This is a genomic window from Butyricicoccus sp. AM05-1, from assembly GCF_003474415.1.
GTDB lineage: Bacteria > Bacillota > Clostridia > Oscillospirales > Butyricicoccaceae > Agathobaculum > Agathobaculum butyriciproducens.
On the sequence record NZ_QUDG01000010.1, the window covers coordinates 18,341 to 32,001 of the forward strand.

Below are 13,661 nucleotides of genomic sequence, written 5' to 3' on the forward strand. Positions count from 1 at the left end.
GGGACATGATCGTCGTCATGTCCCCTGCTTCGTTCTCTAACGATCACAAGTTTAATAATACACCTTATTCCCGTTTTCGTCCAGACTGTATCGGTCACCATCGCAATCATAATAGTCACCGGTGTCGGAATCGTACCAGCCGCCTTCCTCCACAAGGGATTCCGGGTCCACCGCAGTGGTATTCGACTTGGTATCCGTGCTCTTGGACGAATCGGTCGTATCCGTATCGGACTTGCTGTCCGTGCCTGTATCATCGTCGGTCGTGCCGCTGCTGATATCCGCGTCATCATAGATGTATGCATGGATATGGTCGGCTGCAACGTCCAGATCGTAGGTGATATACTCGCCGGAATTACCGGAATAGCTCCACTCGCCATCCACCGGAACACGGGTGTGCTCAAGTGTCGGAATGCCGTTCTTGACCGCGCCGACGATCAGCGACGCCATATCAGTCGGCGAAAGCGAGGTCGTGACATACGGAACCAGCTTGCGCATGCTGCCGATCAGCTCGGTGGCGCTTGCACTCTGCAGCTTGGTGAAGATGGCGTTCAGCACAACGCTCTGACGCTCCACGCGCGCCCAGTCATCACCGGTATCGCCCTTGCGGATACGGCCATAGCACAGCGCCTGCACGCCGTCCAGCGTCTGCAGGCCGGTCTTCTCCACGCCGGAGAACTCCTTGCCCCGCTCTGCGCCGTAGTCCTTGATGACACGGTTAAGCTCCTTCAGCTCGTTATCGTTCTGCACGTCGATGTCCACACCGCCGATCGCGTCTACGATCTGCACCAGCTGCTCGAAGTCTACGGCAACGTAATCCTTGATATCCGTGCCGAAATTCTCGTTGATGGTGCGGATGGCAAGACTCGGACCGCCGCGGAAATACGCCGCATTCAGCTTGTCCTCACCGTAGCCGTCGATATCTACCAGAGAATCGCGCATCAAGCTGATGAGCTTGATCTTGCCGCGCGTGTTGTCCACGGTAACGATCATCATGCAGTCCGAATGACTCTGCTTGTCGCCCTCGCGGGTATCCAGACCGAACAATGCAATATTCGTAATATTTTCGTCCGCTGTGACGCTCGCCGCCAGATCTTCATCGGACAGCGAGGAGTCATAGGTATAGCCGAACATCGTGCGGTAGCCGTACAATCCGATGCAGAACAGGATCGCCAGCGCCACAACAGCGGCCATCGTGCGGAACAATGCACGCTGCAAGCGTTTGAAAGACATAGTGTTAGTCCTCGAAAGACTTCTCGGTCAGTTCGTGTACACGCAGGGTATTGGTGTAGTAAACCTCGCCTACCGGCATACCTGCGGTGATGGTGATAACGTCGCCAACGCGCAGATCGAGCGCAGTTACCGCTGCCTTCTCGGACAGATGGTACAGCTCAGTGCCGGACTGCGGGCGCTTTTCAACCAGAATCGGCTTTACGCCCCAGGACATGGTCAGGCGGTTAAAGGTCTTTTCGCTCGGGGTAGCGGCGATGATCGGCGCGCCCGGACGGTAGGTGGATACAGCGCGAGCGGTAGAACCGGACTCGGTAAACGCTACAATGCCCTTAACGCCCAGATCAGCGGAGGTAGAGCAGGTTGCGTGCGAGATTGCCAGCGTCTTCGTGTCGCCGTCTACGTCCATGTTCTGGAACTCAAGACGGGTTACACGGCGGCGGTCGTAGTGGATGGTCTTCTCTGCGTTCTCTGCAATGCGGCTCATGGTGCGAACGGTCTCTACCGGATACTTGCCGACAGAGGTCTCACCGGACAGCATGATAGCGGAGGTGCCGTCGTAAACAGCGTTTGCAACGTCGGAAACCTCTGCACGGGTCGGACGCGGGTTCTTAGCCATGGACTCGAGCATCTGGGTAGCGGTTACAACGCGCTTGCCGCGGGAAATGCAGGTCTTGATGATGGACTTCTGGATCTCCGGCAGCTCCTCAAACGGAACCTCAACGCCAAGGTCGCCGCGGGCTACCATGATGCCGTTTGCCTCGTCGAGAATCTCCTGTACGTTGTTTACGCCTTCCATGTTCTCGATCTTGCAGATAATCTCAACATCTTCCTTGCCGTGTGCCTTGAGAATCTCCTTGATGTCGCGGACGTCCTGTGCGGAACGGGTGAAGGAAGCAGCGATAAAGTCGATGTCCTGAGACAGACCGAACTCAATATCCTCACGGTCCTTATCGGAAACGAACTTCATGTTCAGCTTGATGCCCGGTACGTTGATGGACTTGCGGTTGGAGAGCGGGCCGCCGTTGAGCGCCTTGCACACAATGTCGGTGCCATTCTTGATCTCCTCGACCTCGAATGCAACCAGACCGTCGTCGATCAGGATGCGGGTGCCCGGCTGAACGTCATTCGGCAGGCCTTCGTAAGTGATGGAAACGATGGTGTTGTCACCCTCGATATCGCGGGTGGTCAGCGCGAACTCCTGACCCTCAACGATCTCGATCTTGCCGTCCTTATAGGTCTTGGTACGGATCTCCGGACCCTTGGTATCCAGCATGATGCCGACCGGCATGCCAAGCTCCTTGCGGGCTGCCTTAACGGCGTCCATGCGAGCCTTGTGCTCCTCGTGAGAGCCGTGGCTGAAGTTCATACGGGCAACATTCATGCCTGCCTTGATCATCTCGGGCAGTACAGCATCAGTTGCGGGACCAAGCGTGCAGATAATCTTCGTTTTGCGCATCGAAACATATTCCTCTCTATAACAATATGGTTTTAATAATAAAATTCTCTATACGTATACGTTTTTATTTTAGCAGTTTTCCCGTCACTTTGCAATCATCACCCGAACCCCATTCGGATTTTCATGCTTTTCGACAAAAAAGCAGACCTGCACCGCAAACATCTTGTGTTTTATGATACGCTCTTGTATAATAAAGGAGTATTCCCGTTTGAGAGTATGAAAAACATGAATGAAATGCTTTATTTGTATAAATAGATAAGGTTCTTTAGGAGGATATAGACTATGGCAAATCCGGTTTTGGTGATCATGGCGGCAGGTATGGGCTCGCGCTACGGCGGACTCAAGCAGATCGACCCGATCGGTCCGAACGGACAGATTCTGCTCGATTATTCCATCTACGATGCACACCGTGCAGGCTTTGACCGCGTGGTATTCATCATCCGTCCCGAGCTGCACGAGGCATTCGAGGATGCCATCGGCAAAAAGGCGCGCCGCTTCATGCAGGTGGACTATGCTTATCAAACGCTTGACAATCTGCCGGACGGCCTGACCGCACCGGAAGGCCGTGAGAAGCCGCTCGGCACCGCGCATGCCGTGTGGTGTGCAAAGGAGCTGACTGCCGGCTGCCCGATCGCCGTTATCAACGCGGATGACTTCTACGGCGCAGATGCATTCCGCAAAATGTATGATTACCTCGCTTCCGCGCAGGATGACGACAAATTCCGTTACTGCATGGTCGGCTATCAGGTCGAGAACACGCTCACCGAAAACGGCACGGTCTCCCGCGGCGTATGCACCGCAGACGAAAACGGTCTGCTCGCACATATCATCGAGCGCACCGCCATTCACCGCGATGCGGACGGCATCATCCGCTACGATGCGGACGGCGATGCACCCGCCGGTGAGATTGCGCCCGGCACGCCGGTGTCGCTCAATCTCTGGGGATTCACCCCTTCCTTCCTGCCCTCGCTTGATGACGGCCTGCGTGAGTTTTTCGCAGGCAAGCTGCCGAACAATCCGATGAAGGCAGAGTATTATCTGCCGTTCGCGGTGGACGCACTCATCAAGGACGGAAAGGCGACCGCAAAGGTACTCACCACGGATTCCCGCTGGTACGGCGTCACCTACCGCGAGGACAAGCCGACCATCTGCGCTGCCGTTGCAGCTATGACGAAAAACGGCGATTACCCCGCTGATCTGTAAAAAGCGAGGTTGTTTATGGATTTTTCTACTGAATTTGTTGCCTTACGCGACAAGCTGCTGAACGGGCAGGATCCGCATTTCCGTTCCCAGCAGAACGTACAGGTTTCCGGCCGAATGACGGCGCTGCTGAGCGTTTTCAACTCCCGCACGGCCCGCAAAATCCTCGGTCTGATGCCCACCGGCGGCACGAGTCACGCGCACGAATACCGTCTGCTGTTCGCCGTGCCCTCGCTCGATGAGCAGACGCTTGACGACTGGTGGAAGTACGCGCAGCAGGTCAGCGCCGAGCTGGTAAAGCCGGACGAAAACCACGATTTTTCGCTGCTTTCGGTCATTCTTGCCGCCGGCGAGACTGACAAAGCCGTGCTCAAAAAACTGAAAAAGCTGTCCGACGAGCGCAAATACCAGAGCGGCAAGCACGGCTGGTCATCCATCCGTCTGGCGGTCGTGGACCTTGATACGCACAAGGTGCACACCAACCGCATGGGCGATTCGCTGAAAAACATTCTCCAGCCGCTTGTCTGAGACAAATTCCCGGACAAAAATACAGAAAACCTCTTGAAAAAGTGCATTAAATATGATATAGTATCATGTACGCATATTGCGCGCATAGTCTCGTTATGCGCGATAAGAAAAATGAAAAGCAGTGGAGGAAATTACCTATGACTACCGCACAAATCGCTCTCTCGGTCATCATGATCGTTGCAAGCCTGTTCCTGATCGTTGTTGTTCTGCTCCAGCACGGTGCACAGCAGGGTCTGGGCGCTGTATCCGGCTCTGCAGACACCTTCTACGGCTCCGGCAAGGCAAGCGCATCCGACCGTATCTTTGCTCGTCTGACCTCGATTGTCGGCGTTGTTTTCGTCATCATTGCAATCGTCCTGAACCTCATCCACTAAGATGCAGACGGTTCAGCGACTGCTCCTGCTGCTGTTTGCCGCGTTCGCCGCGCTGACAGTCCTGCAGCAGATCCGCTACGGCATGATCTGCGGACGCAGTGAGCAGGAGGACAAACAGGATGATCCCAAGGCCAAGGCGTGCCGTCAGCAAAGCACGATCTACGCGATCGCAGCCGCGGTCAGCCTGATCGTCAACATCATCATCGGCGCACTCAGCAAGTAAAGCAAAAGCTGTCCTTTCGGACAGCTTTTTGTTTTGAAAAATGTCAAGTAAATGCAAAAATCCGCTGCTTTGCAGCGGATTTCGGGTTCTATATTGATGAATGCTGTAATTATTGATAGAATACTGTTATCAGTAGATGACAGGTTGTTCCTCCCGAACGGAGGTGATACCATGGTTACATATTCCGATTTGATTCAACTTGGAATTTTGATCGTTGGAATCATCAACTTGTACTGCCAGTACAAAAAGAAATAACCGCTTAGCGTAAACCAAGCGGCGTTTCCACAAGCTATAAACTTGAATCGGAACGACCGCTTGTTAGCCCCAAGCAGTCACTCTACTGATATTATAGGGCAGCCGCCTCCCCTTGTCAAGTGGAAGGCGGCTGTTCTTTTTTATGAAAAAAGTGCTTCGATACGCGGTTTCGCGCCCTGCCACTCCTCAGTGTGCAGACAGCAAAGGGATTCGTTCGGCATCTCCATCGTGCGTCCATCCGGTGTCAGACCGGTGAGTGATGCGCCCTGCTCCTGCGCGCCCGCAAAGTCGGTCAGCGGCACGAACATCATCTGTGCGACCTCGGGTCCCGGCTGAAACGGTGGAATGCCGTCGATTCTTGCGAGAAATATGTACGCCAGCTCATCATCGAAGCCGCCGACTTCGCCACGCGAGTAGCTCTGACGATAACTACCGCCGTCGATCAGGTCGGCTGCTGCCAGCTGCAGTCCGCTCTCCTCCCGCGCTTCGCGCAGAACAGCGGTCTGCGGCGTTTCGCCCGGGTCGATATGTCCGGTCGAGGTCAGATCAAAGCCGCCCGGAAATAAAGGCCGGTCAAACTGCCGCTGCTGCAGCCAGATGCCGCACACGCCATCCCGCTTACCGACCACCCACAGGTGGCACACATGGTGGAACAGCCCCTGTGCATGAACGACCGCCCGCGGGCGTTCTCCGCAGGCGCGTCCGTCTGCATCGTAAACAGTGAGCAGTTCTCCGCCGTTCTGACTGTCAATCAGCGCCTGCTTCTGCGGCCGCGTGAGCTTTTTAATTGCCGCTTCGCGCTGCATGGCCTCGCTCTGCGTGTCGAACATTTCACTGTACGCCAGCGTCACCGGACCGCGTCCGCGCGTGTATTTTGCACCTTTTCCGCTGTTGTGCGCCGCCAGTCGAGCCGTGAGGTCGTTCGTCCAGCCGCAGTACAGCGTATCATCCGCACAGCGGAGCACATAGGTATATCCGCTCATCGGCTTGCCCTGATATCGCGCTGCGCAAGGATCGTACAGCCGCGTTTTTTGATCTGCAAACGTACTTTCGCCTTGCTCTTTTCACTATTGCCGCTGCCGGAAACCAGTATTACTTCGACCTCCGTACCGGGCGGCAGCAGCTCGACCGCGCTGTTGAACACCGGCGCCGGATAACCCGCCCAGACCGGCGCCATCAGCACCACTCTGTCATAGCCGACAAACAGCGGCATACCGTCCAGCGCGACCGCCTTCTGCTTGACGGCCTCCGGGCAGCCGCGCACAAACGCGGTGAACCGGTTGTACGGCGTTTTCGGCGTAAGCTCAATCAAATCGGCGTTCCGCGCCTTGGCTTCCGCGCGGGCGTATGACCGTGTTGTGCCGCCGAGCGAGTAATATGCTACTGCGGTTTTCATCAAAACCAACTCCTTAGATGCGTTTTCCGTTGAATTTCTGCGCGGCAGCGGCACAGTCCTCCGCGATGATGCAGGCAGCCGCGTTCACCGCGTCCTCGCACGCCTTGTCGATAGCCTTCTGCTCCTCCGCCGGGAACTTGCCGAGCACCCACGCCGCCAGATCGTAATCCGGACGCGGCTTTTTGCCGACGCCGATCTTCACGCGCGGGAAGTCCTCGCTGTTCAGATGATAGATAATGTTTTTCAGACCGTTCTGTCCGCCTGCCGAGCCTTTTGCGCGCACGCGCAGCGTGCCGACGTCGAGCGATACATCGTCCGACAGCACGATAACGTGCTCCGGCGGGATTTTGTAGAACGAGGCCGCATCGCGCACCGCCTCGCCGGACAGGTTCATAAAGGTCTGCGGCTTGAGGAACAGCACGCGCTTGCCGCCGAGCATTCCCTCGCCTGCCAGTGCCTTGAACTTCATGCGGTCGATTTTCTGTCCGCTGCGGGCGCAGTAACCCTCAAGTGCACGGAAGCCCGCATTGTGACGGGTATTGTCGTACTTCGTGCCCGGGTTGCCCAGTCCGACCACGATCCACTCGATCGGCTGGGATGCCTTTGCGGCTTTTTCTTCATCCAACTTCTTGAAAATATCGAATATTGACATATTTTTCTCTCTCCGATGTCTGTTTAGTATGTCATGCTGCTGCCGAGCGTGTCGTCATTCTCCACCCAGTCGTGCACATTCACGGTGTCATATGTATCTGTGTCACGGCGGATAATCACCTTCTCAATGCCCGCGTTGATGATGAGGCGCTTACACATCGTGCAGGAATTTGCGTCCGACATGATCTTTCCGGTGGACATATCGCGGCCGACCAGGTACAGCGTCGCGCCGATCATCTGGTCACGCGGAGCGGCAATAATGGCGTTCATCTCCGCATGCACCGAGCGGCAGAACTCGTATCTTTCGCCGCGCGGAATGCCCATCTTCTGACGAATGCAGGTGCCGATGTCGATGCAGTTGGCACGACCTCTCGGCGCACCGTTGTAGCCGGTGGATACTATGACGTCATTCTTGACGATGACCGCGCCGAAGTTGCGGCGCAGACAGGTTCCGCGCTCAAGCGCAACCTGCGCCATGTCGAGGTAGTAGTTTGTTTTGTCCCGACGGTCCATTTTTGTTTCCTCCTTCTATATAGGAAAACCTGTTAGGTTTGATTGCGTTATTTTCATGCACTGATTATCCGGTGTCGGATTATCTCACCCGAAAATGCACCCATTTTCAAGATGCATCCGCCTTGCGGCGCACTGCGCTGCCCGCTCATCGTGTGTGATGAGCACCAGCGTATGCCCCGACCGGTGCAATCGGTCAAACAGCTCCAGCACGCTGTCCGCCGCGGCAGGATCCAGTCCTGCGGTCGGCTCATCCGCCAGAATCACGCACGGTTCTGTCACAACCGCCCGTGCAATCGCCACCCGCTGCTGCTGTCCGCCGGAAAGCTGGTGCGGCCGGTGGTTCGCCCGATCAGACAGGCCAACCCGCTCCAGAACCGCCAGTGCGCGTTCGCTCCGCTCATGCCGCGGAACGCCCTGCAGCGCCAGCGGCAGCGCAACATTTTCCAGTGCTGTCATGCCCGTCAGCAGCCGGAACTGCTGAAACACAAAGCCGATCTTCTCACTGCGCAGACGCGCCCGCTGTTTTGCCGGCAAATGCGCGACTGCTGCCCCATCGAGCAGGTATTCGCCGTCGGACAGGCTGTCCAGCAGACCCAGAATGTGCATGAGTGTGCTTTTACCCGAGCCGGATGCGCCGGTCACCGAAATGTAGTCACCGTCCTGCACGGTCAGATCGACCGCATTGAGCGCACAAATGCCGTTCTTAGCATATATTTTACTCGCATGAATCAGTTTTAGCAATGCCGATTCACTCCTTCCCACCCTATCTTTGGCAGGAAGCATACTTATCATACCATGAATATGCGCTTTCCGCAAATTTGTATTGACATTGATCGGCATTGACCTTACTATTATATAGTAATCCGATAGGAATACATCACGTGAAAGAAGGCTCCCCTATGAAAAATCCGCTGCGCTACCAGCTTTCCGAATATGACTGCGGTCCAACCTCCATGCTCAACGCGCTCGCATTCCTGTTTGAGCGCGAGGATATCCCGCCGGAGGCTGTCCGCAACATCATGCTGTACTGTCTGGACTGCTACGGCTCGGACGGCGTAAGCGGCAAAAGCGGCACCTCCTGTGCGGCGATGATGTTCCTCAGCAACTGGCTGAACGGCTTTGGCAAGATCGGCCGCCTGCACATCTCCACGCAGTATCTGTCCGGTCCGGCGGTGAATTTCGGGCAGAACAGCCGTCTGCGCGATGCACTCCGCTGCGGCGGCGCTGCCGTGGTGCGCCTGCACTTCGACGGAGCGCACTATGTGACGCTCACCGGCATTGACGAAAACGACATGGTGCGCGTGTTCGACCCGTATTATCTTGATCAGCCGCTCGATACGGACGGCGTGCAGATGGTGTACGACCACCCGTGCGAATACAACCGGCTCGTGCCCCGCCCCTGCTTCGAGCGTGAGACCCACGAGGTTTACGCGCTTGGCGAGATTGACACCCGCGAAGCCATTCTCCTGTTTAATGACCAGACGCGCCTGACGGCAGAGAATACCATTGAATACATGATTTAACCTGTTTTCACGCCAAACGGCGGAACGATTTGCATCGTTCCGCCGTTTCAGTCTATAAAAAGTTATATCTCTGCCATTTCAAATGATCCGCGCTACAGCGCGCGTTAAATAGCATTTGCTTGCAAATGCCAAAAAAGTCAGGGCGTGTACCTGACTTTTTTGACTTCTATAGAGAGAAAGTTACCGTATGGGAACTTTCGGACAACTTTGGAACGGCCCACGACCCGTTCCCGCTTGTCGGCGAAGCTGTAGTTTCATGACAGCCTCCGCCGTTTTCATTTCTGCTGCTCCTCGCAGTATTTCTCCGTGTAGGCCGTTGCTTTGGGATCGCCTTTCGGCTCGCGTGTCTGCTCCCACGGCGGCAGCTCGGCCACTGCTGCCGAGTCAATATGCGCCGCATCGTCATACTGCGGGAATGCCTTTGGCTCACGCTCTTTGTGATCGTGCCTGTGCATATAGAGAACGCTCCTTTCACACTGCAATGCGTTTGGACAAAAACTGCGCCGCCGACTGACACAGCTTGAGCAGCACCTCATCCGCCTTTTCGTCCTCTTTTTCGCTGACAAACGCGACACAGCCGCTGACATCGCCGTCTGTGATGATTGGCGCCGCTGCAACCACCGCGCAGCCGTCCTGCGAGGAGATAAGCACCTCCGGCTGCTCGTCCGCACCGCGTTCATAACATTCGCGGCGTTCCATCAGCTGCTCCAGCTCGGATGAGATACTCCGCTCCAGAATATCCTTTTTCACACCGCCTGCTGCCGCAATCACCGCATCCCTGTCGCAGATAGCACAGCTCATGCCCGCTGTACGCGCCAAAGCCTCCGCCAGCTCGGCTGATACCGCGCCCATCTCTCCCATCGGTGAGTATTTCTTGAAAATCACTTCGCCGTCGCGGTCGGTATAGATTTCTAACGGGTCGCCCTCTCGAATCCTAAGCGTTCTTCTGATCTCCTTCGGAATAACAACGCGGCCGAGATCGTCGATCCGGCGCACGATTCCGGTTGCTTTCATAGCAATTCCGCCTCCCATTTTCGGTATTTCTGCTGCGATAGTGGTAGTATTTACTGAAACCGTGCAATTCATGTAGAAAAACCGTATGCACAATGTGTTCCTATTCATGAAAATTATGGTTTGCAGATCTGTTTCTTTCGCGTTAGCAGCTACTCTGCACAGCGGACGCACAGCTGATATGTAATCTTCCAAATACCGTCTTCCCAATCCGCAACCCCCTTTGTCGTCCACTGTTTTTTCTGCCAGTCCTCGAAATATATTTGCAGCGAAACATGGGTCGTTCCATCTGTCGGCAAATAAACATAGCGGTAGCCCTCGCATACAGACATCGGCTGCAAAACCTCTTTTCCCAATGGGTACTCTCTGCCGTCAAAGAGATACCGTTCCAGATAAATCACATTGCCGCCCACATTTCGGATATAAATTGCAGGCACACTTTGATCCGGCTGTATACCGTCGGCACTTTTCAGCGTAATCGGCTGCGTCAGCAAATACAGATCCACCTTGTTCTGCGCCTCTGCCTGCCATTTGCTGAGTTCGTACTGCTTTCTACCGATTTGAATACTGGAAATCAATGCAAGAACAGATACAATAAACGAAAAGAAATGGATGGAGTTAGTACATAATGATGGAAAATGATGTGCTGACGATGAGAATATGCAAAGGCATAATAGAAAGAAACTGGGTTTTGGCGCATTATCAAATCCGTGCCGTCCAAGAAGGCCGAGTCGCTCAAGGCATGGCTTGCCATGGTGGGCCGTGAGAGGATCTGGATGCGCTGCTGCAGGATCTGCTCACTGAGCTGCCTCCGGAGTTCCTTGCGGCGTGCAGTGCGGCGGATATGCAGGTGCTGTGAGCGGAAAACAATCAACCGAACAGAAAAAGGGCGAAACCATGCTGTTTCGCCCTTTGTTTGTTGAAATCAGTAGCTGACGATCAATCCGCCGCGCTCGGCGTAGTAGCTGCAGAGCCCGCGGGTCGGCAGGATCTCGATGCTTGTATTTTCCCAGATATCCAGAATGCTGTTTTTCAGCGTCTGAGCCAGTGCGAGATTATCACAATGGCTGATCGCGACATTTCCGCCGATGAATCCGTGCTCCTTCATGGTGCTGACCAGCGTCTGTACGACCTTTTTCGCACCGCGCGCCTTGCTTTCAAAGGTGATCTTCCCCTCGTCGCTGCCGCTGCCGATGCCCCAGATACCGAGAGCCTTGGCAAGCATACCTGTCAGACGATGGATGCGTCCGTTCTTGATCAGGTTGTCAAACGAGGAGAGCGCAAAGAGGATTTTGGTTTTCTGTAGAAAATTTCTGGCGTGCGCCGCAATATCGTCAAAGGAAAGGCCCTGTCGGATCAGGCGCTCGATCTCCTTTACGCAGAGCAGAACCTCCGGTCCGGTGGATAAGGAGTCCAGAATGACGATCTTTTTATCCAGGTTTTTCTCCAGCGCCATATCTCTTGCCGCAAGAGCGCTGTTCATGCTGCCGGACAGCTGCGAGGAAATTGTGATCGCGATCGCGCAGTCCGCCTGTTCAAACTGCGCCAGCCATGCGTCCGGCGTGGGGCAGGAGGTGTGGCCGGCCGAGTGCTCCTGCTCCATAGCGGAGAGCATTTCCATCGTATCCAGATGCTCGTCATCGACAAAATCCCGCTCCCCGATGCGGATGGTAAACGGCACACTGGCCAGCCGTATCCTTCCGTCCGGACTGGTGGAAGGGAGCAGATCACAGCTTGAATCTGTAATAATGTTCCAGTTCATATAGTTTTTCCTTTCTCTCTTACCGAAAATTTTCAGTGTTATCGTGAGGAAAGCGCTCTCTCTTGCAGTCGGTCGATCTGCACCGCATACAGCAGCCGGCCTGTCCTGCACACTTTCCTTCATAAAACAGAAAATGCATAATGTTGTATTCATTATATAACAGAACGCGCATTTGATAAATAAAAAGTTTTACAGATGTTTGCAGATGCCGGTATGGCCGTCAGCGGGTCAGATATTGCAGGATCAGCACAAGGATCAGCATATGTACGGGATAAAAGGCATAGCAGGCATACTGGAACGGCTTGCTGTGATAGCCCTGCCGTCCGCGGTACAGCCAGATGGGGATGAGCGCCAGAAGTGCAAGCCCTTGCTGACAGATCTCAAATTCCATGCCGAATATATGGACGGGATACAGCAGACCGCCCAGCAGCTGCACATTGACCCAGTAGAGGGCGAGAAGCTGCCCTGCCAGACACCACCACTTCCGTCCGCGGAAGAAGTAGAAGATAAAGATCGTCAGCACGCCGGTGCCGTAGTAGTCCACCATGCTCAGGGTGCCCAGCACTGTGCCGATCAGCACAACAAGCAGGGCGGTGAGCAGATACAGCCATGTTTTCTGCTTTTTGCGCACGGTTTCCATCAGATGAATGCCCAGAAGACCGAGCAGCAGCGTCCAGATCACGTTCTGGTGCACCGGATAAAACCAGGTTCCGCCGTACATCAGGTCGAACGGCACTTCGGAGAGCACGGCAAACAGCGCAAGCCGCAGGGCGTATTTCCGGAAGCTGTGGGTGTGAAAATATCCTTCCACCGCCATGAATGCGAAGATGGGAAAGGCCAGCCGTCCGGCACACGTCAGCCAGTCCTGCGCGGGCAGGAGGGTCGCCCAGAGATGATCCATCAGCATCAGCACCATGGCGAGAATGTGAAGTGCCGCGGCGCTGAGGGAAAAGCGGCCGGAGGCGGGAGAGGACAGGTTGTTGGTTGACATACGGGTACTCCTTTATCTAGTAATCGCGAGGGAGGACACAAGAATGTGCTCTGCATTTATTATATACAGAAGAGCGGACAGCCGCAATGCCGCAGCGATAAACTTTTTGTGAATATCCGCGAGGCGGACACGGCGCACAGACGGAAAACGTCCTGCCGACCGGTGCGGGCAGAGCAAGAAAAGCCGGAGATACAGATTCCCGGCACAGCATTGCAGCCATGCCGGGAACGGTTGAGGGAATATGAAGATCAGAAAGTTACAGCTCACCGCGCGCTTCGCGCTCTGCAAGTTCTTTCATGATAGCGAGATACTTTTTGTCGAGCTGATACAGTATGCCGACGATCAGAACGATGGTTTCGGAAAGATACAGCGTGCTGTACATCCACGAGTCGTTATGGAACACATACTTGCAGTAGTACGGCAGGATCGTGCCGACAACAGCCGGATTGGTGCTCTGGAACATCCAGAGCACCAGGACAGCGATTGCGGCCCAGATGCTCATTACCTTGACCCAGGCAGACTGATTGTTGCCAAACGTTGCACGCTAC

At 55.0% G+C, this 13,661-nt stretch carries 18 protein-coding genes; 5 read left to right on the forward strand and 13 right to left on the reverse strand.

Features of this window, described 5'->3' with window-relative positions:
* Positions 1 to 51 precede the first annotated feature (51 nt).
* Positions 52 to 1,230, reverse strand: coding sequence for an LCP family protein (locus DW088_RS12370; protein ID WP_118360987.1), 1,179 nt, complete (start codon positions 1,228 to 1,230; stop codon positions 52 to 54).
* A 4-nt stretch (positions 1,231 to 1,234) separates the two neighbouring features.
* On the reverse strand, positions 1,235 to 2,686 hold the full coding sequence (gene pyk, locus DW088_RS12375; RefSeq protein ID WP_118360989.1) for a pyruvate kinase: 1,452 nt from the start codon (positions 2,684 to 2,686) through the stop codon (positions 1,235 to 1,237).
* A 282-nt stretch (positions 2,687 to 2,968) separates the two neighbouring features.
* Here pyk and DW088_RS12380 point away from each other — a divergent pair, with 282 nt between their 5' ends.
* From DW088_RS12380 to DW088_RS12395, 4 genes are all read left to right on the forward strand, one after another.
* The gene (locus DW088_RS12380) at positions 2,969 to 3,889 is read left to right on the forward strand and encodes a nucleotidyltransferase family protein (RefSeq protein ID WP_118360991.1); all 921 of its coding nucleotides are present in this window, start codon (positions 2,969 to 2,971) and stop codon (positions 3,887 to 3,889) included.
* 15 nt (positions 3,890 to 3,904) lie between these two features.
* Positions 3,905 to 4,414: a hypothetical protein gene (locus tag DW088_RS12385; RefSeq protein ID WP_118360993.1), complete on the forward strand. Its 510-nt coding sequence runs from the start codon at positions 3,905 to 3,907 to the stop codon at positions 4,412 to 4,414.
* A gap of 137 nt (positions 4,415 to 4,551) precedes the next feature.
* Complete coding sequence (gene secG, locus DW088_RS12390) at positions 4,552 to 4,788, forward strand: preprotein translocase subunit SecG (RefSeq protein WP_110436055.1); 237 nt, start codon at positions 4,552 to 4,554, stop codon at positions 4,786 to 4,788.
* A 1-nt stretch (position 4,789) separates the two neighbouring features.
* Positions 4,790 to 5,011 (forward strand): hypothetical protein, encoded by a 222-nt coding sequence (locus DW088_RS12395; protein ID WP_118286113.1) that lies wholly within the window; start codon positions 4,790 to 4,792, stop codon positions 5,009 to 5,011.
* A 395-nt stretch (positions 5,012 to 5,406) separates the two neighbouring features.
* On the opposite strand, the gene DW088_RS16770 is transcribed toward DW088_RS12395, so the two are convergent.
* From DW088_RS16770 to DW088_RS12420, 5 genes are all read right to left on the reverse strand, one after another.
* Positions 5,407 to 6,249, reverse strand: coding sequence for a GIY-YIG nuclease family protein (locus tag DW088_RS16770; protein ID WP_118360995.1), 843 nt, complete (start codon positions 6,247 to 6,249; stop codon positions 5,407 to 5,409).
* Complete coding sequence (locus tag DW088_RS12405; protein WP_118360997.1) at positions 6,246 to 6,662, reverse strand: flavodoxin; 417 nt, start codon at positions 6,660 to 6,662, stop codon at positions 6,246 to 6,248. Before DW088_RS12405 ends, DW088_RS16770 begins: the two co-directional genes overlap by 4 nt.
* A gap of 13 nt (positions 6,663 to 6,675) precedes the next feature.
* Positions 6,676 to 7,314, reverse strand: a complete 639-nt coding sequence (gene pth / locus DW088_RS12410; RefSeq protein ID WP_118360999.1) for an aminoacyl-tRNA hydrolase — start codon at positions 7,312 to 7,314, stop codon at positions 6,676 to 6,678.
* Between the two features lie 23 nt (positions 7,315 to 7,337).
* Positions 7,338 to 7,826: a deoxycytidylate deaminase gene (locus tag DW088_RS12415; protein ID WP_118361001.1), complete on the reverse strand. Its 489-nt coding sequence runs from the start codon at positions 7,824 to 7,826 to the stop codon at positions 7,338 to 7,340.
* Between the two features lie 84 nt (positions 7,827 to 7,910).
* Positions 7,911 to 8,567, reverse strand: a complete 657-nt coding sequence (locus tag DW088_RS12420; RefSeq protein ID WP_199720439.1) for an ABC transporter ATP-binding protein — start codon at positions 8,565 to 8,567, stop codon at positions 7,911 to 7,913.
* Positions 8,568 to 8,725: 158 nt separating this feature from the next.
* On the opposite strand from DW088_RS12420, the gene DW088_RS12425 reads away from it, so the two are divergent.
* On the forward strand, positions 8,726 to 9,349 hold the full coding sequence (locus tag DW088_RS12425) for a peptidase C39 (RefSeq protein ID WP_118361005.1): 624 nt from the start codon (positions 8,726 to 8,728) through the stop codon (positions 9,347 to 9,349).
* Between the two features lie 275 nt (positions 9,350 to 9,624).
* On the opposite strand, the gene DW088_RS12430 is transcribed toward DW088_RS12425, so the two are convergent.
* From DW088_RS12430 to DW088_RS12460, 6 genes are all read right to left on the reverse strand, one after another.
* The gene (locus tag DW088_RS12430; protein ID WP_117488339.1) at positions 9,625 to 9,804 is read right to left on the reverse strand and encodes a hypothetical protein; all 180 of its coding nucleotides are present in this window, start codon (positions 9,802 to 9,804) and stop codon (positions 9,625 to 9,627) included.
* A 16-nt stretch (positions 9,805 to 9,820) separates the two neighbouring features.
* Complete coding sequence (locus DW088_RS12435; protein ID WP_118361007.1) at positions 9,821 to 10,363, reverse strand: stage V sporulation T C-terminal domain-containing protein; 543 nt, start codon at positions 10,361 to 10,363, stop codon at positions 9,821 to 9,823.
* A gap of 149 nt (positions 10,364 to 10,512) precedes the next feature.
* Positions 10,513 to 10,866: a hypothetical protein gene (locus tag DW088_RS12440; RefSeq protein ID WP_147356569.1), complete on the reverse strand. Its 354-nt coding sequence runs from the start codon at positions 10,864 to 10,866 to the stop codon at positions 10,513 to 10,515.
* A gap of 419 nt (positions 10,867 to 11,285) precedes the next feature.
* A complete protein-coding gene (locus DW088_RS12450) occupies positions 11,286 to 12,122 on the reverse strand; it encodes a DegV family protein (RefSeq protein WP_158574689.1) in 837 nt (278 codons plus the stop codon).
* Between the two features lie 220 nt (positions 12,123 to 12,342).
* A complete protein-coding gene (locus tag DW088_RS12455) occupies positions 12,343 to 13,113 on the reverse strand; it encodes a TraX family protein (protein ID WP_118361015.1) in 771 nt (256 codons plus the stop codon).
* A gap of 256 nt (positions 13,114 to 13,369) precedes the next feature.
* Positions 13,370 to 13,615, reverse strand: a complete 246-nt coding sequence (locus DW088_RS12460) for a hypothetical protein (protein WP_442861187.1) — start codon at positions 13,613 to 13,615, stop codon at positions 13,370 to 13,372.
* Positions 13,616 to 13,661: the final 46 nt, after the last annotated feature.